This window comes from Halalkalibacter hemicellulosilyticusJCM 9152 (assembly GCF_000513115.1).
In the GTDB taxonomy this organism is placed as follows: domain Bacteria; phylum Bacillota; class Bacilli; order Bacillales; family Bacillaceae_D; genus Halalkalibacter; species Halalkalibacter hemicellulosilyticus.
Map to the genome: position 1 here is coordinate 17,302 of NZ_BAUU01000020.1, position 19,581 is coordinate 36,882.

A 19,581-nucleotide genomic window follows, 5' to 3' on the forward strand; every position below is an offset into this window, starting at 1 on the left:
ATGAAAGACATTTTACTAGTGGATGGCTACAACATGATTGGTGCATGGCCCGAATTGCGTGATATGAAAGAGAAAGACTTTGAATTAGCACGTGATCGCCTTGTGGAAATGATGGCTGAGTATCAAGCATTTACAGGATTTAAGGTTTACGTTATTTTTGATGCGCATATGGTTGAGGGGATTGGAAAGACGTATCATAACTTTCGAGTCGATGTGATTTATACAAGGAAAAATGAGACGGCTGATGAGCGTATTGAAAAGCTCGTTCATCAGCTTAAGCGAATAGATACAAGAATCCATGTGGCGACCTCTGATTTTACTGAGCAATCATTAATATTTGGTAGTGGAGCCTTGCGAAAATCAGCCCGTGAATTACTAATTGAAATTGAGTCAACTGAGAAAGGGATTGACAAAGAAGTACAAAATACTCGAAAACAACAGCGTTCGACAAACTTGCAATTAAAAGATGAAATTTTAGAAATTTTTGAAAAATGGCGTCGAGAGCGCTAAACAAAGGTTGACCGACTGGAAATATGTACTATATAATGTTTATAAAATTTCAATCAGAGCTGAGGTCGGAGGGGTTGTAAGTGGATATGAGCCTTCAAAGAACAGACGTAACGCCTATTTATGACAAGATTGATGATGATGCTTTAGTTTTATATGTTCGAAATGGTGATAGTGTAGCATTAGAATATTTAATTGATAAGTATAAGAATTTTGTTCGCGCAAAGGCTAGATCGTATTTTCTCATTGGTGCAGATCATGAGGACATTGTTCAAGAAGGGATGATAGGCCTCTATAAGGCTGTAAGGGATTTTAACGGGGACAAATTGTCTTCTTTTAAAGCGTTTGCAGAGTTATGCATTACAAGGCAAATTATTACAGCTATTAAGACGGCTACACGTCAGAAGCATATTCCATTAAACTCATATGTATCGCTGGACAAGCCTCTATATGATGAGGAGTCTGACCGAACATTACTAGATGTGATATGTGGAACGAAAGTAACAGATCCGGAAGAGCTATTAATTAATCAAGAAGAATTTCAAGATATTGAATTGAAGATGGGCGAATTGCTAAGTGATCTAGAAAGACAAGTGCTTATGCTCTATTTAGATGGACGAACATATCAGGAGATTTCCGTGGATTTAAATAGACATGTAAAATCGATTGATAACGCTCTTCAACGGGTAAAGCGAAAGCTAGAACGGTATGTTGAATTGAGAGGAGTATCACTTGCATAAGATTTTATAAAGAGGATACTGCTCGAATGAAAGGTACTGAAAATGGGTTCACTAGTTGCTCGCATGATACGAGAAATCCATTCGTATCATGCTTTTCAAAATTCAAGAACAAAAAAGGAGCGGTTCCTTTTGATCCATAAAACGATCACGATTCAAACGAAGCATACGGAAGTGCCTTTATATACATATTTTCTCAACCAATCACCGGAAATTGATCCAGAAAGAAAGCGGCCAATTGTGATCGTTTGCCCTGGTGGTAGTTATGAACGTACCTCAGATCGAGAGGCTGAACCAGTGGCTATTAAGTTTAATGCAATGGGCTTTCATGCGTGTGTCCTTAGATATAGTGTTAAACCTGCTCCGTTTCCAACGTCATTATTTGAATTGGCCAAAACAGTTGCCCTCATTAGGGAGAACGCGACAGAATGGAATGTTGACACGAGTAAAATTATTGTTGCTGGCTTTTCCGCGGGCGGACATTTAGCGGCGAGCTTAGGTGTATTTTGGAAGGAGTCGTTTCTCGCTGAATCTTTAGATGTATCGAGTGATGAACTGAAACCTAATGGCCTGTTATTAAGTTATCCTGTTATTTCGTCTACAGAATATGCGCATAAAGGGTCGTTTCGCGCATTGTTAGGAGATAAATATAAAGAACTTTTACCTCGAGTTTCATTAGAAAATCATGTTACGGCACATACTCCGCCAACTTTTTTATGGCATACATATACGGATGAAGCAGTGCCTGTTCAAAATAGTTTCATGTTTGCACAAGCCTTGCTCAAGTATCAAGTTCCGTTAGAGATGCATATTTATCCACGAGGAATCCACGGACTATCGCTTGGGACAGAAGAAACAAAGGCTTACAATAATCAAGCGACAGTTCAGGGTGAAGTTGCAAATTGGATTGATATGGCTGGTGTTTGGATTAGAGGCTTGTAGTCTATATGATAGAATGAATATGAATGGGAGTGGCAAACGATCATAGCGGTTTTGTCACTTCTTTTTTTGTAGGAGTGATTGACGTCCTGATTTGACAGATTTATGTAGTGTAGGCTTTTGGTCTATTAACACTTAATTTAAGCGCTTTCAAATTAGTAAATTGACATTGTAGGTTGTTTATACTAGAATAAAATAGTATGTATGTCAGAAGGTGATGGTGCAAAGTGCGAACAAAGGTTGTACTAGCTTGCGAGAATTGTCATTCTAGAAATTACACAACACAAAAGAATACGCAAACCAAACCAAACCGCATTGAGGCGAGGAAGTTCTGTAAGACTTGTCAAGAGCACACCCTTCATCGTGAGACGAAGTAATGGAGCGGTTCTTTTTTATGAGCGGAAATGAACCTGCCTGTTTGATGGACAAGTGATTGTTTTATTTGTCCGAATAGATTTTGGCTCGTTTGTCTATATTGAATTGTGCTGGAGGTGTCTGTCATGGCTGACGGAGAAAAGAAAGGAATTGGCAACTTTTTTAGAGGTGTTGTAGCAGAGATGAAGCGCGTATCTTGGCCGACGCGTAAGGAATTAACACGCTACACGTGGGTTGTTATTGGTACAGTTATCTTTATTTCTATTTATTTCTTTGTAGTAGATTTAGGAATTTCTGAACTAGTTCGCCTCCTACTCGGTTAATGAAGCCACTGAAAAAGTACAAGTCGACTTTTTCAATACCTTTCATTTGAATAGCAATGGCTTCACTCGTTACTCGCTTGATACGAGAAACCCACTCGTATCAGGCTTTTAAAAAAAGTAACGGTTTCGCTCATTGCTTTAAGGGTACCAAAAAAGTTTAAACCAAACTTTTTCAGTGCCCTCGGTTAATGTTGGTTGATTTTGGTGAAACTGCTAAAATAGAGAGGAGGGAAGGGCACAATTGTCCGATTAACTGTGGAGAAAAATTGGTATGTAGTACATACGTACTCTGGTTATGAAAATAAGGTGAAGACAAATTTAGAAAAGCGTGTCGAGTCAATGGAAATGGCCGACAAGATTTTCCGCGTGCTTGTTCCTGTTGAGGAAGAAACGGAAACGAAAAATGGGAAGAGTAAGACAGTTACCAAAAAGGTCTTTCCTGGCTACGTTATTGTTGAAATGATTATGACTGATGATTCATGGTATGTTGTTCGTAATACACCTGGAGTGACTGGGTTTGTTGGATCATCTGGTGCTGGCTCAAAGCCAACAGCGCTTCTACCTGAGGAAGCGGAAGTGATCTTGAAGCAAATGGGTGTTGAGCAACCGAAAGTAGAAGTTGATTTTGAGTTAAAGGAATCCGTCAAAGTCAAAGAAGGTCCTTTTGCTAACTTTATTGGGGTCATTGAAGAAATTCAGGACGATAAGCAGAAGTTGAAAGTTCATGTAAATATGTTTGGGCGCGAAACGCCTGTTGAGCTCGAATTTAACCAAGTTGAAAAGATTTAAGAAATAACTTGATATCTTTCTCTGGAAGTGATAAAATCTTCATGATTGACATTGGTTTATTACATGAGCCACCGGGTGCATGAATGCATCCGTTTTTTGAGTGGGAGGGTATGAGAATACGTACCCGATAACCACATCACGGACTAAGGAGGTGTGTCACGTGGCTAAAAAGGTAATTAAAATGGTAAAGTTACAAATCCCTGCTGGGAAAGCTAATCCAGCGCCACCAGTTGGTCCTGCATTAGGTCAAGCAGGTGTAAATATCATGGGTTTCTGTAAAGAATTTAACGCGCGTACTTCAGATCAAGCGGGTCTTATTATTCCTGTTGAGATCACTGTTTTTGAAGATCGTTCGTTTACATTCATCACAAAAACTCCGCCGGCAGCGGTTTTACTTAAAAAAGCTGCTGGAATCGATTCAGGTTCTGGTGAGCCGAACAAAACAAAGGTTGCTACATTAAAGCGTGATAAAGTACGCGAAATCGCTGAGACAAAGATGCCTGATTTAAACGCTGCAAACGTTGAGTCTGCAATGCGTATGGTTGAAGGTACAGCACGTAGCATGGGAATTGTGATTGAAGATTAATTAGTTTGATGAGATTCGCTAGCGTGAGGTTGCAACCAGTTGGTTCGCAACCTTTCATAGTGGGAGGTAACTACCGCTAAAACCACATTCGAGGAGGAAATAAACATGGCTAAGGGAAGTAAGAAGTATACAGATGCTCTTAAGCTTGTAGATCGTGATGCAGCGTACCAAGTAGAAGAAGCAATTGAATTAGTGAAAAAGACGTCTACGGCTAAGTTCGATGAAACAGTAGAAGTGGCTGTTCGACTTGGTGTAGACCCGAAGAAAGCAGATCAACAAATTCGTGGAGCTGTTGTCCTTCCGAACGGAACAGGGAAAACACAACGCGTATTAGTATTTGCTAAAGGTGAAAAAGCGAAAGAGGCAGAAGCGGCTGGTGCAGATTTTGTCGGAGAAGAGGATTTAATCAATAAGATCAACCAAGGTTGGTTTGACTTTGATGTAATCGTAGCGACTCCTGACATGATGGCGCAAGTTGGTAAGCTAGGTCGTGTGTTGGGGCCAAAAGGTTTAATGCCGAACCCTAAGACTGGTACGGTAACATTTGATGTTTCTAAGGCTGTTAATGAGATCAAAGCGGGTAAGGTTGAATACCGTGTTGATAAAGCTGGGAACGTTCATGTTCCGATTGGTAAAGTTTCATTTGAATCAGAGAAGCTTGTTGAAAACTTCAAGACGATCATTGAAACATTAGTAAAAGCAAAGCCTTCAGCAGCTAAAGGAACGTACATGAAGAATGTTGCTGTCGCTTCAACAATGGGACCGGGTGTGCGTGTGAACGCAACAGCTTTTGCAAAATAAAGATTGACTTCATTCATTCGTGTCTGTATACTGATTAAAGTGTCATAACAGATACGCTAAAATTTAAAAGTCATACCGTAGACAGTAGGAGTGCTTTGCACTTAATCGCCTACCGAGGTAAGCAATAGATGCAGATAATAAACTGTGTTTGTGTGCCCTCATGTCTACATGAGGGCACTTTTTATGCTTGAACGGTATAGGACAGCATAATAGGAGGTGTAAGGATGAGTGTATTAGAACAGAAGAAACAGGTTGTTTCAACGATTGCGACTAAGCTTCGTGATAGTAAAGCGACGGTTGTTGTTGATTATCGTGGTCTAAATGTTGCAGAAGTGACAGAGCTACGTAAACAACTTCGTGAAGCTGGAGTAGAATTTAAAGTATATAAGAATACGTTAGCTCGTCGTGCGACAGCTGAAGCGGGACTTACAGAGCTTGATGAGCAATTGGTAGGTCCGACTGCGATTGCCTTTAGTGAAGAAGATGTTATCGCTCCGGCGAAAGTGTTGAATAACTTTGCTAAGGAACATGAAGCGTTAGAAATTAAAGCAGGTGTTCTTGAAGGTAAAGTTGTTTCTGTTGCGGAAGTGAAGGCTCTTGCAGAACTTCCATCAAGAGAAGGACTTCTTTCTATGCTTGCGAATGTTCTTCAAGCACCAGTTCGCAACTTCGCGTTGGCTACAAAGGCCGTTGCCGATCAAAAGGAAGAACAAGGCGCTTAATAGTGCTTAGTGAAATGCGATTATTAATCGTATAGCTCGATTCGAAATAAAACCAATAAATAGGAGGATTTAAATCATGAGTAAAGAACAAATCATTGAAGCGATTAAAGAAATGTCAGTATTAGAGCTTAACGACCTAGTTAAAGCAATTGAAGAAGAATTTGGTGTAACAGCAGCAGCTCCTGTAGCTGTAGCGGCAGCTGGCGGAGACGCTGGTGGCGCTGAGCAAACTGAGTTTGACGTTGTTCTTGAATCAGCTGGTGGTTCTAAGATCAATGTTATCAAAGTTGTTCGTGAGCTTACTGGTCTTGGTCTTAAAGAAGCGAAGGCGCTTGTTGATGGTGCTCCAGCTCCAATTAAAGAAGGCGTTGCGAAAGAAGAAGCTGAAGAAGCGAAAGCTAAGCTTGAAGAAGCTGGTGCTTCAGTAGAAGTTAAGTAAGTTTAATGGTGATATGAAAGGAGACTCGCATTTGCGAGTCTTTTTCAATATAATCAAGATTTATAAGTAAAGCATCGAACAATATGGTGATGGCTTGGTTCGCTATGGTCTTGAGCTGAAATGCAATCGACACAAGGCTTTTAAGAGATATAGCGACTACTCTCATTGCTTCGGAGGCATTCAAATAAGGAGAAAAATCTTCCTTTTTGAACAACCCGTATAAGAAAAGGAGGATAAGCGAACATTGTCAGATCATTATTATAGTGAGAAGCCGACTGTCGAAAGTGATGTGAAGGAATGGTCGGTCAATTTAAAGGGTAAGGACTTTCTATTTGCGTCTGACCGAGGTGTCTTTTCGAAAGAAGGGATCGATTTTGGAAGTAGGTTATTAATTGAAACATTTGAGATGCCGTCATTTGCGGGTGACATTGTTGATGTAGGGTGTGGCTATGGGCCGATTGGACTTTCGGTTGCGTCCATGGACTCGTCAAGGGTGGTTCATATGGTTGATGTGAATGAAAGAGCGCTTGCCCTGGCTAAGGATAATGCCAAACGTAACCGATGCGGAAATGTTGAGATTTACAAAAGTGACTGCCTTACGCAGGTTAAAGGCACTTTCGCTGCTATTGTGACCAACCCACCGATACGTGCAGGAAAAAAAGTGGTTCATACCATCTTTGAACAGGCATCATCATTACTTAGGGAACAAGGTGAGTTATGGGTTGTTATTCAAAAAAAGCAAGGAGCCCCTTCTGCAATTGAACGTTTAAAACAATTATTTAATTCAGTTGAAGTTGTCGTAAAGAAAAAAGGTTACTTTATTTTATTAGCAAAAAAAGTTTGACCTGACTTGTCTTTTGTGATATTGTTATTTAATGCGTATAACTACCTATTTTTAGATCAAATCGTTCAAGAAAGTCAAGACTTTTTTGATGAATAGACTTGGATAAATGTGGTTATACTGGAGTAATCGTAGGGAAACGTACATAATTGTGTGTGCGCATTTTTGTGTGAATCTTAAAAATCATTCATTTCCCTTCATTATATAATGAAATTGAAGATGAAGAGATTTGATTGTTTTTAGATACTATAACGCCAGATTTGAGGGGTGAATCAGTTGACAGGTCAACTAGTTCAGTATGGACGCCACCGCCAGCGAAGAAGTTATGCAAGAATTAATGAAGTGTTGGAGCTGCCGAATTTAATCGAGATTCAAACAGCATCCTATCAGTGGTTTCTTGATGAGGGATTAAGGGAAATGTTCCAAGATATTTCTCCTATTCAAGACTTCACAGGAAATTTAGTCCTAGAATTTATTGACTATAGTCTTGGAGAGCCGAAATATCCAGTCGATGAATCAAAAGAACGTGATGTCACTTATGCAGCACCATTACGAGTGAAGGTTCGATTGATTAATAAAGAGACTGGGGAGGTCAAGGAACAAGAAGTCTTTATGGGAGATTTTCCATTAATGACTGAGACGGGTACGTTTGTTATAAATGGAGCAGAACGTGTCATTGTTTCACAGCTTGTTCGTTCGCCAAGTGTTTACTACAGTCAAAAAACGGACAAAAACGGTAAAAAAGGTTTTACAGCAACTGTTATTCCGAATCGTGGGGCATGGTTAGAGCTTGAAACAGATGCGAAAGATATCGTTTACGTTCGAATTGATCGTACGCGAAAGGTGCCTGTTACAGTTCTAGTGCGTGCGTTAGGTTTTGGATCTGATCAAGAGATCATTGATTTATTAGGGGAAGATGAGTATCTTCGTAATTCGTTGGAGAAGGATAATACAGACGGGACAGAAAAGGCACTTTTAGAAATTTACGAGCGCCTTCGTCCGGGTGAACCGCCAACTGTTGAGAATGCGAAGAGCTTACTTGATTCGCGTTTCTTTGACCCTAAAAGATATGATTTAGCTAATGTTGGTCGCTATAAAATCAACAAAAAGCTTCATATAAAGAACCGCTTATTTAATCAGCGTCTAGCAGAAACGCTGATTGATCCTGAAACAGGTGAAGTGATTGCTGAAGAAGGAACGTTATTAGATCGACGTACGTTAGATCGTATACTTCCTTATCTTGAAAACAACGTAGGCTTCCGCCGTGTACGCGCATCTGGTGGGGTTGTTGAAGATGCTGAGATTGATATTCAGTCAATCTTAATTTATGCACCAGATGATCAAGATGGAGAGAATACTATTCGAGTTATTGGTAATGGATTAGTAGAGCGTGAAGTGAAGCATATTACACCTTCAGATATTATCGCTTCTATTAACTATTTCTTTAATTTATTACACAGTGTCGGTGACACAGATGATATTGATCATTTAGGAAACCGTAGACTTCGTTCAGTTGGAGAGCTTTTACAGAACCAGTTCCGTATTGGTTTATCACGTATGGAGCGTGTTGTTCGTGAACGGATGTCTATTCAAGATCCGAACATGATCACACCACAAGCGCTTATTAATATTCGTCCGGTCATTGCTTCTATTAAGGAGTTCTTTGGTAGCTCGCAGTTATCTCAGTTTATGGATCAAACGAATCCGTTGGCAGAGTTAACTCATAAACGTCGTCTTTCAGCGCTAGGACCAGGTGGATTGACTCGTGAACGTGCTGGCTTTGAAGTGCGTGACGTTCACTATTCTCACTATGGTCGTATGTGTCCGATTGAAACACCAGAAGGTCCTAATATTGGTCTTATTAACTCGTTATCTTCTTATGCTAAGGTGAATGAGTTTGGATTTATGGAAACACCTTATCGTCGTGTAGACCCTGATACGGGTAAAGTTACCGATCAGATCGACTACTTAACGGCTGACGAAGAAGATAACTACGTTGTTGCACAGGCGAATGCATCTTAAAAGATGATGGGTCATTTGTGAATGATAATATTATTGCTCGTTTCCGTGGTGAAAATACAGTTGTTCCACGTGAACGTATTGATTATATGGATGTATCACCAAAACAAGTTGTTTCAGCGGCGACATCGTGTATTCCGTTCCTAGAAAACGATGACTCTAACCGAGCATTAATGGGAGCGAACATGCAACGTCAAGCGGTACCATTGCTTGTCCCTGAAGCGCCGTTTGTTGGAACAGGTATGGAACACGTTTCAGCGAAAGATTCCGGTGCTGCAATTGTTTCGAAGACGAAGGGTATTGTTGAGCGAGTGACAGCGAAAGAAATTTGGGTACGTCGATTAGAAGAGGTTGACGGTAAAGAAGTCAAAGGTGATTTAGACAAATATCGATTACAAAAGTTTGTCCGTTCGAACCAAGGTACTAGTTACAATCAACGTCCGATTGTTGCGGAAGGTAATGTTGTTGAGAAACGTGAAATCTTAGCTGACGGTCCTTCAATGGAACAAGGCGAAATGGCACTAGGACGTAATGTGCTAGTCGGGTTTATGACTTGGGAAGGGTACAACTATGAGGATGCCATTATTTTGAGTGAGCGTCTTGTGAAAGATGATGTTTATACATCTGTCCACATTGAAGAATATGAGTCAGAAGCACGCGATACTAAATTAGGTCCTGAGGAAATCACTCGTGATATTCCGAATGTTGGTGAAGATGCGTTAAGAAATCTTGATGAACGTGGAATTATTCGTGTCGGTGCTGAAGTGAAGGATGGAGACATTCTTGTCGGTAAAGTAACGCCAAAAGGTGTAACGGAATTGACAGCAGAAGAGCGTTTATTACATGCGATCTTCGGTGAAAAGGCTCGTGAAGTTCGTGATACGTCGCTTCGAGCACCTCATGGTGGTGATGGAATTGTCCTTGATGTGAAAATATTTAATCGTGAAGATGGCGATGAATTACCTCCGGGTGTGAATCAGCTTGTACGTGTTTACATTGTACAGAAGCGTAAAATTCATGAAGGGGACAAAATGGCTGGACGTCACGGTAACAAAGGGGTTATATCACGAATTCTTCCTGAAGAAGATATGCCTTATTTACCAGATGGAACACCAATTGACATCATGTTAAACCCATTAGGGGTACCATCACGTATGAATATTGGGCAAGTACTTGAGCTTCACTTAGGTATGGCTGCAAGGAAACTAGGTATTCATGTTGCTTCACCAGTATTTGACGGTGCGAGTGAGGATGATGTGTGGGATACGTTAGAAGAAGCGGGTCTTGCTCGTGACGGTAAAACGATCCTTTATGATGGACGTACTGGTGATCCGTTTGATAACCGAGTGTCTGTTGGTATTATGTATATGATTAAATTGGCGCACATGTTGATGACAAGTTGCATGCTCGTTCTACTGGGCCGTACTCACTCGTTACCCAACAACCATTAGGTGGTAAAGCACAGTTTGGTGGACAGCGTTTTGGTGAGATGGAGGTTTGGGCACTAGAAGCATATGGTGCTGCATACACCCTTCAAGAAATCTTAACAGTGAAATCAGATGATGTTGTTGGACGTGTGAAAACGTACGAAGCGATTGTTAAAGGCGAAAATGTTCCTGAACCAGGTGTACCAGAGTCATTTAAAGTATTAATTAAAGAGCTTCAATCGTTAGGTATGGATGTGAAAATGCTCTCGAGCAATGAAGAAGAAATTGAAATGAGAGAGCTTGATGATGAAGACGATCAAGCGAGTGAGAAGCTTAACCTAAATTTTGAATCAAGTGAATCGAACGTTTAATGGACATTTTGGGGGCTAGTTAGGTAACTAGTTCCCAGAACTGTCTCAGTCTCATTATAGTTGAATGATTGGCAATTGAATTGATCCGGAAACCAAAAGGGAGGTTAGCCCCTTGATAGATGTAAACAACTTCGAATATATGAAAATTGGTCTTGCTTCACCAAAGAAGATTCGTTCTTGGTCAAGAGGAGAAGTTAAAAAGCCAGAAACCATTAACTACCGTACTTTAAAGCCAGAGAAAGACGGGCTTTTCTGTGAGCGTATTTTTGGTCCGACAAAAGATTGGGAATGCCACTGTGGAAAGTATAAACGTGTACGCTACAAAGGTGTTGTCTGTGACCGTTGTGGTGTGGAAGTAACACGAGCGAAGGTTCGCCGTGAGCGTATGGGTCATATTGAACTCGCTGCTCCTGTATCGCATATTTGGTATTTCAAAGGAATACCAAGTCGAATGGGGTTAGTATTAGATATGTCTCCTCGTTCTTTAGAAGAGGTCATTTATTTTGCCTCGTATGTTGTTACAGATCCAGGTGATACAGCGCTTGAAAAGAAGCAGTTGCTATCTGAAAAAGAATACCGTACGTATCGTGATAAGTATGGTCGTTCATTCCAAGCTCAAATGGGTGCCGAAGCGATTCGTAAGCTACTTGCGGATATTGATCTTGAAAAAGAAGTTTCGCTATTGAAAGAGGAGCTTGTCACTGCGCAGGGGCAACGTCGTACACGAGCGATTAAGCGTTTAGAAGTACTAGAAGCGTTTCGTAATTCAGGGAACGAACCATCATGGATGATTCTTGATGTGTTGCCTGTTATCCCGCCAGAGCTACGACCAATGGTACAATTAGATGGTGGTCGATTTGCTACATCTGATTTAAACGATTTATACCGTCGTGTTATTAATCGTAATAACCGATTAAAGCGTTTATTGGATTTAGGGGCACCTAATATTATTGTCCAAAATGAAAAACGAATGCTTCAAGAAGCGGTTGATGCGTTAATTGATAACGGTCGTCGTGGTCGTCCAGTTACTGGACCTGGTAATCGTCCGTTGAAGTCTCTTTCCCATATGTTAAAAGGAAAGCAAGGACGTTTCCGTCAAAACTTATTAGGGAAACGTGTTGACTATTCTGGTCGTTCGGTAATCGTTGTAGGACCGAATTTAAAGATGTATCAATGTGGTCTACCGAAGGAAATGGCACTTGAGCTCTTTAAGCCGTTTGTTATGAAGGAATTAGTAAGCAAGGGGTTAGCTCATAACATTAAGAGTGCGAAACGTAAAGTGGAGCGCGTTCATCCAGAGGTTTGGGATGTACTTGAAGAAGTGATTCGTGAGCATCCGGTACTATTGAATCGTGCACCTACATTACACCGTCTTGGTATTCAAGCGTTTGAACCAACATTGGTAGAAGGACGTGCGATTAGATTACATCCTCTTGTATGTACAGCGTATAACGCTGACTTTGACGGAGATCAGATGGCTGTGCACGTACCATTATCAGCAGAAGCGCAAGCAGAAGCTCGTATTTTAATGTTAGCTGCTCAGAACATTTTGAATCCGAAAGATGGTAAGCCAGTCGTTACGCCATCTCAAGATATGGTTTTAGGAAACTATTATTTAACGATGGAGCGTAAAGATGCGATTGGTGAGGGATCTGTCTTTAAGGATACTAACGAAGCGTTGATTGCTTATCAGAATGGCTTTGTACATTTACACAGTCGTGTTGCTATCCCTGTTCAATCACTAGGGAAAACAACATTTAGAGATGATCAATATGATAAGTTGCTCTTAACAACTGTTGGAAAGCTAATTTTTAATGAGATCTTACCTGGTTCGTTCCCTTATGTGAATGAGTCAACGTTGATGAATTTAGAAGTAGCAACACCTGATAAATATATTGTGCCAAGCTCGACAGATGTGAAGAAGCACTTTGCTGAAAATGAATTAGTTGAACCATTTAAGAAAGGCTTCCTAGGTCTTGTTATTGCTGAAGTATTTAAGAAGTTTGCGATTGCTGAAACATCTAAAATGCTTGATCGTATGAAGGAGCTTGGATTTAAATATTCTACACGCGCTGGTATTACAGTAGGTGTCGCTGATATTGTTGTATTAGCTGAGAAGAAAGAAATTTTAGCTGATGCTGAAAAGAAAGTTGATAAAGTACAAAAGCAATTCCGTCGTGGTTTAATTACTGAAGAGGAACGCTATGATCGCGTCATCTCAATCTGGAGTGAAGCGAAGGACGTTATTCAAAGTAAGCTAATGGGTACGTTGGATCGTAGTAACCCAATCTTTATGATGAGTGATTCAGGTGCCCGTGGTAATGCCTCTAACTTCACACAGCTTGCAGGTATGCGTGGATTAATGGCGAATCCATCTGGACGAATTATTGAATTACCGATTAAATCAAGCTTCCGTGAAGGGTTAACCGTATTGGAATACTTTATCTCCACACATGGAGCGCGTAAAGGTCTTGCGGATACAGCTCTTAAGACAGCCGATTCAGGTTACTTAACACGTCGACTCGTTGATGTTGCTCAAGATGTTATCGTCCGTTCTGATGACTGTGGAACAGACCGTGGCTTAGAAGTGAAAGCCATTAAAGAGGGTAATGAAGTTATCGAAGATCTATATGACCGTTTAGTTGGTCGTGTAGCCTTTAAGACGGTTAAGCATCCTGAAACAGGTGAAGTGTTAGTAGCAAGAAATGAACTTATCCATGAGGACATTGCGAAGCAAATCATTGAAGCTGATATAGAAGAAGTGACGATTCGCTCTGTGTTTACATGTGATACACGCCACGGTGTGTGTAAGAAGTGTTACGGGCGTAATTTAGCGACCGGTAGTGATGTCGAAGTAGGGGAAGCAGTTGGAATTATCGCTGCTCAATCAATCGGTGAACCGGGTACACAGCTTACAATGCGTACATTCCATACTGGTGGGGTTGCAGGAGACGATATTACACAAGGTCTTCCGCGTATCCAAGAATTGTTTGAAGCACGTAACCCTAAAGGGCAAGCTGTTATTACTGAAATTGATGGAGAAATTATTGACGTCAAAGAAGGCGATAAGCGCGAAGTCGTTATTAAGAGTGAAATGGAAACGAAGAATTATGCGATCCCTTATGGTTCTAGGCTGAAAGTGACAGTGGGTGACGTCGTTCAAGCTGGTGAGCCTATTACAGAAGGTTCCATTGATCCGAAAGAACTTCTGAAAGTGAAAGGTATGAATGGTGTTCAAGAGTACCTTTTAAGAGAAGTGCAGAAGGTTTATCGAATGCAAGGGGTAGAAATCGGTGACAAGCACGTAGAAGTGATGGTTCGTCAAATGCTACGTAAAGTACGTGTCGTTGACGCAGGTGAAACGGCTGTTTTGCCTGGTTCGTTAATTGAGATTCAGCAATTTAACGATGAAAACAAAAAAGTACTGCTTGATCGTAAGCGACCTGCTACTGGGAAGCCTGTCTTGCTTGGTATTACAAAAGCATCTCTTGAAACAGACTCATTCTTATCTGCTGCTTCCTTCCAAGAAACAACTCGTGTCTTAACCGATGCAGCGATTAAAGGAAAGCGTGATGAGTTATTAGGTCTCAAGGAAAATGTTATCATCGGAAAGCTTGTCCCAGCTGGGACAGGAATGAATCGTTATCGTAATTTAGCGATCCGTTCTAAGTATGATGAAGAACAGCCAGAAGTGACGGATGAATTCGTGGCTGAAGAAGCTCTAACACACGAATAAATTTTGTTGAAGACTTGTTCAAGAAAATCTAATGGTGATGATGGATCTGTTCGTTAGTAGTCTTGTGGTGAGCAAAGCGCTCACCACAAGACATTTAAAAAATACAGCGGCTACGCTCATTGCTTAAAGGATACCTTTTTTGAATAACCTCTAAAAGAAACGTTGACACGTGATAGATCAAAGTGTTAATATATCAAAGTGTGCCTGATAAACCTGTTGCTTTGGAGGATCATTCATGTCTTATGAAAAAGTTTTACAGGCTAATAACCTAATTATAGGGACAAAACAAACCCTTAAGGCGCTTGATGATGGAATTGTTTCTGAAGTATTAATAGCAAAAGATGCGGAGTACCGTGTAATCTATAAGGTTGAGGCATTAGCTAAGGAGAAGCAAGTCCCATTAGTATATGTCGACTCGATGAAGCGACTTGGAAAGGCTGCTGACATCGAGGTCGGTGCAGCCACTGTAGCTTTAAGGAAATAAATATGTTTTTGCCAGACGGGGCCATCCGGATGGCAAAAACTTTCCTTTTGTCTAAAGATGATCCACCAGGATCAGTGGTCTTAATTCAGTATGAGAGAGGAGGAAAAAAAGATGCCTACTATTAATCAGTTAATTCGTAAAGGTCGTGTAGCAAAGTCTAAAAAGTCTGACTCGCCAGCACTTAACAAAGGTTATAATAGTTTCAAAAAGTCACAAACAAACCTTTCATCACCACAAAAACGTGGCGTGTGTACGCGTGTTGGTACAATGACACCGAAGAAGCCAAACTCAGCTCTTCGTAAATATGCTCGTGTACGTTTAACGAATCAAATCGAAGTAACAGCATATATCCCAGGTATTGGTCACAACCTTCAAGAGCACAGCGTTGTTCTTATCCGTGGAGGACGTGTAAAAGACTTACCAGGGGTTCGTTACCATATTGTTCGTGGTGCGTTAGATACTGCTGGTGTTCAAGATCGTATGCAAGGTCGCTCTAAGTATGGTACGAAGCGTCCTAAGAAATAATAAATGAGAATGGAAAGGAGGGGGAATTATGCCTCGTAAAGGACCAGTCGCTCGTCGTGATGTATTACCTGATCCGATTTACAAATCTAAGCTTGTTACACGTCTTATCAACCGTATTATGGAAGATGGTAAGCGTGGTAAAGCACAAACGATTCTTTACAATGCATTTGAACTTGTGAAGGAGCGTAGTGGTAACGATCCAATGGAAGTATTTGATCAAGCACTTAAAAACATTATGCCAGTTCTTGAAGTTAAGGCTCGCCGTGTTGGTGGTGCAAACTATCAAGTACCAATTGAGGTTAAGCCTGAGCGTCGTACAACATTAGGTCTTCGTTGGTTAGTCAATTATTCACGTTTACGTGGAGAAAAGACGATGGAAGAACGTCTTGCTAATGAAATCCTAGATGCTGCGAACAACACAGGTGCTTCTGTTAAGAAGCGTGAAGATACTCATAAGATGGCAGAAGCGAACAAAGCATTCGCTCACTATCGTTGGTAAGATTAAACTATTAATAAACTTTGAATTAGGAAGGAGAAAGACATTATGGCAAGAGAGTTCTCCTTGAAAGATACGCGAAATATCGGGATCATGGCTCACATTGATGCTGGTAAAACAACAACAACGGAGCGTATTCTTTTCTACACTGGACGTATTCACAAAATTGGTGAAACTCACGAAGGTGCTTCACAAATGGACTGGATGGCACAGGAGCAAGAGCGTGGTATCACGATCACTTCTGCTGCGACAACAGCACAGTGGAAAGACCATCGTATTAATATCATTGATACTCCAGGGCACGTCGATTTTACAGTTGAAGTAGAACGTTCATTACGTGTATTAGATGGAGCTGTAGCGGTACTTGATGCTCAATCAGGTGTTGAACCGCAAACAGAAACTGTATGGCGTCAAGCGACAACATACGGAGTACCGCGTATTGTGTTCATTAACAAAATGGACAAAACAGGTGCTGATTTCCTTTATTCAGTAGGGACGCTTCGTGACCGACTTCAAGCGAATGCTCACCCAATCCAATTACCAATTGGAGCTGAAGATGATTTTAACGGTATTATCGATTTAATTGATATGGTTGCGTACTTCTATGAAGATGACCTTGGTACTCGTACGGAAGCGAAAGAAATTCCTGATGAGTATAAGGACAAAGCGCAAGAATTACATGAGCAACTTGTTGAAGCGGTAGCTGAACTAGATGAAGAGCTCATGATGAAGTATTTAGAAGGTGAAGAACTAACAAAAGATGAATTAAAAGCAGCGATTCGTAAAGGTACGTGTAATGTAGAATTTTACCCAGTACTTTGTGGATCTGCATTTAAGAACAAAGGTGTTCAGTTAATGCTAGATGCTGTACTTGATTATCTTCCATCACCTCTAGATGTACCAGCAATTAAAGGTACAGTACCTGAAACAGAAGAAGAAGTAACACGCGAACCGGGTGATGATCAGCCTTTCTCTGCATTAGCATTTAAGGTTATGACAGATCCATTCGTTGGTAAATTAACATTCTTCCGCGTATATTCAGGAACATTAGATTCAGGTTCATATGTAAAGAACTCTACTAAGGATAAGCGTGAGCGTGTAGGCCGTATCCTACAAATGCATGCGAACTCTCGTGAAGAGATCTCTACTGTGTACTCTGGTGATATTGCAGCAGCAGTAGGTTTGAAAGACACATCTACTGGGGATACTCTATGTGATGAGAAGAATCTTGTTATTCTTGAATCTATGGAATTCCCTGAGCCTGTTATCTCACTATCTGTTGAGCCGAAATCAAAGGCTGACCAAGATAAGATGGGAATTGCATTAGCTAAGCTAGCTGAAGAGGATCCGACGTTCCATACTGAAACGAACGAAGAAACAGGTCAAACGATTATCTCTGGTATGGGTGAGCTTCACCTTGACATTATCGTTGACCGTATGAAGCGTGAGTTTAAAGTAGAAGCTAACGTTGGTGCTCCACAAGTATCGTATCGTGAAACAATTAGACAATCAGCTCAAGTAGAAGGAAAGTTTGTCCGTCAATCTGGTGGTCGTGGACAATTCGGTCACGTTTGGGTAGAATTCTCTCCAAATGAAGAAGGCGCAGGCTTCGAATTCGAAAATGCGATTGTCGGTGGTGCGGTTCCTCGTGAATATATCAGTTCTGTTGAAGCTGGTATTAAAGAGTCTATGCAAAATGGTATGATTGCTGGATATCCAGTTATTGACCTTAAAGCGAAACTTTATGATGGTTCATATCATGATGTTGACTCGAGTGAGATGGCATTTAAGATTGCCGCTTCTATGGCACTTAAGAATGCTAAATCAAAATGTAGTCCTGTACTACTTGAGCCACTTATGAAAGTAGAAGTTGTTATTCCAGAAGAGTACATGGGTGATGTAATGGGTGACGTTACAGCACGTCGTGGACGCGTTGAAGGAATGGAAGCGCGCGGAAACGCACAAATCGTTAAAGCGTTTGTTCCTTTAGCAGAAATGTTTGGTTATGCAACTTCACTTCGTTCGCGTACTCAAGGTCGTGGAACTTACTCAATGTTCTTTGATCATTATGAAGAAGTGCCTAAGAGTGTTGCTGAAGAAATTATTAAGAAGCAAACTGGCGAATAATTTTTCGTTTAGGAATTGTTTCGACATGATGTTTGTTGTAAGCTAAGAAAGGTGATATTCTACAATGGGTACGCACCTTTCTTACCCATAAAATACTTATACTTTTCTTAATTAAGGGAGGAAATGAATCATGGCTAAAGAAAAATTCGACCGTTCCAAAACACATGCCAACATTGGTACAATTGGACACGTTGACCACGGTAAAACAACTTTAACTGCTGCAATTACAACAGTATTAGCTAAGCAATCTGGTAAAGGTACTGCAATGGCGTATGACGCTATTGACGGTGCTCCGGAAGAGCGTGAGCGTGGAATCACAATCTCAACTGCTCACGTTGAGTACGAAACTGAAAGTCGTCACTATGCACACGTTGACTGCCCAGGACACGCAGACTACGTTAAGAACATGATCACTGGTGCTGCACAAATGGATGGAGGTATCCTAGTAGTATCTGCTGCTGATGGTCCAATGCCTCAAACTCGTGAGCACATTCTATTATCTCGTCAAGTAGGTGTTCCTTACCTTGTTGTATTCTTAAACAAGTGTGACATGGTTGATGACGAAGAATTACTTGAGTTAGTAGAAATGGAAGTACGTGACCTTCTTTCTGAGTACGATTTCCCTGGTGACGATGTTCCTGTTATTCAAGGTTCTGCTCTTAAAGCACTAGAAGGAGATGCTGCATGGGAAGCGAAAATCATCGAGCTTATGGAAGCTGTTGATAGCTACATCCCAACTCCTGAGCGTGACAACGAGAAACCATTCATGATGCCAGTTGAGGATGTATTCTCAATCACTGGTCGTGGTACAGTTGCTACTGGTCGTGTTGAGCGTGGACAATTAAATGTTGGTGATGAAATTGAAATCATCGGTATTACAGAAGATGCTCAAAAAACAACTTGTACTGGAGTAGAAATGTTCCGTAAGCTTCTTGACTATGCAGAAGCTGGAGATAACATTGGTGCGTTACTTCGTGGTGTAAGCCGTGAAGAAGTACAACGTGGTCAAGTACTTGCAAAGCCAGGTTCTATTACACCACACACAAACTTCAAAGCTGAAGTTTATGTTCTTTCAAAAGAAGAGGGTGGACGTCATACTCCATTCTTCTCAAACTACCGTCCTCAGTTCTACTTCCGTACAACTGACGTAACTGGAATCGTTCAACTTCCAGAAGGTGTTGAGATGGTAATGCCTGGTGACAACATCGAAATGACGGTTGAGCTTATCGCTCCAATCGCAATCGAAGAAGGTACAAAGTTCTCTATCCGTGAGGGTGGACGTACAGTTGGTGCCGGCGTTGTTGCTTCAATTCAAAAATAATTAATGTCTATTTGAA

17 protein-coding genes, 1 pseudogene and 1 other annotated feature are annotated in these 19,581 nt (G+C 41.0%); all 18 genes and pseudogenes read left to right on the forward strand.

What is annotated here, in order from left to right:
- The 18 genes and pseudogenes from JCM9152_RS13295 (at position 1) to tuf (ending at position 19,565) form a co-directional block, all read left to right on the forward strand.
- On the forward strand, positions 1 to 510 hold the full coding sequence (locus JCM9152_RS13295) for an NYN domain-containing protein (RefSeq protein WP_035345161.1): 510 nt from the start codon (positions 1 to 3) through the stop codon (positions 508 to 510).
- An 86-nt stretch (positions 511 to 596) separates the two neighbouring features.
- Positions 597 to 1,247 carry an RNA polymerase sporulation sigma factor SigH gene (sigH, locus tag JCM9152_RS13300; RefSeq protein WP_035345356.1) on the forward strand — a complete coding sequence of 217 codons (651 nt, stop codon included), beginning with the start codon at positions 597 to 599 and terminating at the stop codon, positions 1,245 to 1,247.
- A 129-nt stretch (positions 1,248 to 1,376) separates the two neighbouring features.
- Positions 1,377 to 2,186 (forward strand): alpha/beta hydrolase, encoded by an 810-nt coding sequence (locus JCM9152_RS13305; RefSeq protein WP_035345357.1) that lies wholly within the window; start codon positions 1,377 to 1,379, stop codon positions 2,184 to 2,186.
- A gap of 224 nt (positions 2,187 to 2,410) precedes the next feature.
- Positions 2,411 to 2,560 (forward strand): 50S ribosomal protein L33, encoded by a 150-nt coding sequence (rpmG, locus tag JCM9152_RS21950; protein ID WP_081728048.1) that lies wholly within the window; start codon positions 2,411 to 2,413, stop codon positions 2,558 to 2,560.
- A gap of 123 nt (positions 2,561 to 2,683) precedes the next feature.
- Entirely contained in the window at positions 2,684 to 2,881 is a 198-nt protein-coding gene (gene secE / locus JCM9152_RS13310) for a preprotein translocase subunit SecE (protein ID WP_173402078.1), read from the forward strand.
- Between the two features lie 255 nt (positions 2,882 to 3,136).
- Positions 3,137 to 3,670 (forward strand): transcription termination/antitermination protein NusG, encoded by a 534-nt coding sequence (gene nusG, locus JCM9152_RS13315; RefSeq protein WP_035345168.1) that lies wholly within the window; start codon positions 3,137 to 3,139, stop codon positions 3,668 to 3,670.
- A 160-nt stretch (positions 3,671 to 3,830) separates the two neighbouring features.
- The gene (rplK, locus tag JCM9152_RS13320; protein WP_035345171.1) at positions 3,831 to 4,256 is read left to right on the forward strand and encodes a 50S ribosomal protein L11; all 426 of its coding nucleotides are present in this window, start codon (positions 3,831 to 3,833) and stop codon (positions 4,254 to 4,256) included.
- Positions 4,257 to 4,361: 105 nt separating this feature from the next.
- Positions 4,362 to 5,057, forward strand: coding sequence for a 50S ribosomal protein L1 (rplA, locus tag JCM9152_RS13325; RefSeq protein WP_035345174.1), 696 nt, complete (start codon positions 4,362 to 4,364; stop codon positions 5,055 to 5,057).
- Positions 5,058 to 5,114: 57 nt separating this feature from the next.
- Positions 5,115 to 5,248 (forward strand) — a sequence feature (ribosomal protein L10 leader region).
- Positions 5,249 to 5,281: 33 nt separating this feature from the next.
- The gene (rplJ, locus tag JCM9152_RS13330; protein WP_035345177.1) at positions 5,282 to 5,779 is read left to right on the forward strand and encodes a 50S ribosomal protein L10; all 498 of its coding nucleotides are present in this window, start codon (positions 5,282 to 5,284) and stop codon (positions 5,777 to 5,779) included.
- A 76-nt stretch (positions 5,780 to 5,855) separates the two neighbouring features.
- Positions 5,856 to 6,218, forward strand: coding sequence for a 50S ribosomal protein L7/L12 (gene rplL, locus JCM9152_RS13335; RefSeq protein ID WP_035345180.1), 363 nt, complete (start codon positions 5,856 to 5,858; stop codon positions 6,216 to 6,218).
- A gap of 244 nt (positions 6,219 to 6,462) precedes the next feature.
- Positions 6,463 to 7,062 (forward strand): class I SAM-dependent methyltransferase, encoded by a 600-nt coding sequence (locus tag JCM9152_RS13345; RefSeq protein ID WP_035345188.1) that lies wholly within the window; start codon positions 6,463 to 6,465, stop codon positions 7,060 to 7,062.
- A gap of 273 nt (positions 7,063 to 7,335) precedes the next feature.
- A pseudogene (gene rpoB / locus JCM9152_RS13350) lies at positions 7,336 to 10,876 on the forward strand (DNA-directed RNA polymerase subunit beta).
- Positions 10,877 to 10,988: 112 nt separating this feature from the next.
- Entirely contained in the window at positions 10,989 to 14,612 is a 3,624-nt protein-coding gene (gene rpoC / locus JCM9152_RS13355) for a DNA-directed RNA polymerase subunit beta' (protein ID WP_035345191.1), read from the forward strand.
- Positions 14,613 to 14,847: 235 nt separating this feature from the next.
- Positions 14,848 to 15,096 carry a 50S ribosomal protein L7ae-like protein gene (locus JCM9152_RS13360; RefSeq protein ID WP_035345194.1) on the forward strand — a complete coding sequence of 83 codons (249 nt, stop codon included), beginning with the start codon at positions 14,848 to 14,850 and terminating at the stop codon, positions 15,094 to 15,096.
- A gap of 111 nt (positions 15,097 to 15,207) precedes the next feature.
- Positions 15,208 to 15,621, forward strand: coding sequence for a 30S ribosomal protein S12 (gene rpsL, locus JCM9152_RS13365; protein ID WP_035345197.1), 414 nt, complete (start codon positions 15,208 to 15,210; stop codon positions 15,619 to 15,621).
- A 28-nt stretch (positions 15,622 to 15,649) separates the two neighbouring features.
- Positions 15,650 to 16,120: a 30S ribosomal protein S7 gene (rpsG, locus tag JCM9152_RS13370; protein WP_035345200.1), complete on the forward strand. Its 471-nt coding sequence runs from the start codon at positions 15,650 to 15,652 to the stop codon at positions 16,118 to 16,120.
- Positions 16,121 to 16,165: 45 nt separating this feature from the next.
- Positions 16,166 to 18,244: an elongation factor G gene (gene fusA, locus JCM9152_RS13375; RefSeq protein WP_035345203.1), complete on the forward strand. Its 2,079-nt coding sequence runs from the start codon at positions 16,166 to 16,168 to the stop codon at positions 18,242 to 18,244.
- Between the two features lie 130 nt (positions 18,245 to 18,374).
- A complete protein-coding gene (gene tuf / locus JCM9152_RS13380; RefSeq protein ID WP_035345206.1) occupies positions 18,375 to 19,565 on the forward strand; it encodes an elongation factor Tu in 1,191 nt (396 codons plus the stop codon).
- The last annotated feature ends 16 nt before the right edge of the window (positions 19,566 to 19,581 follow it).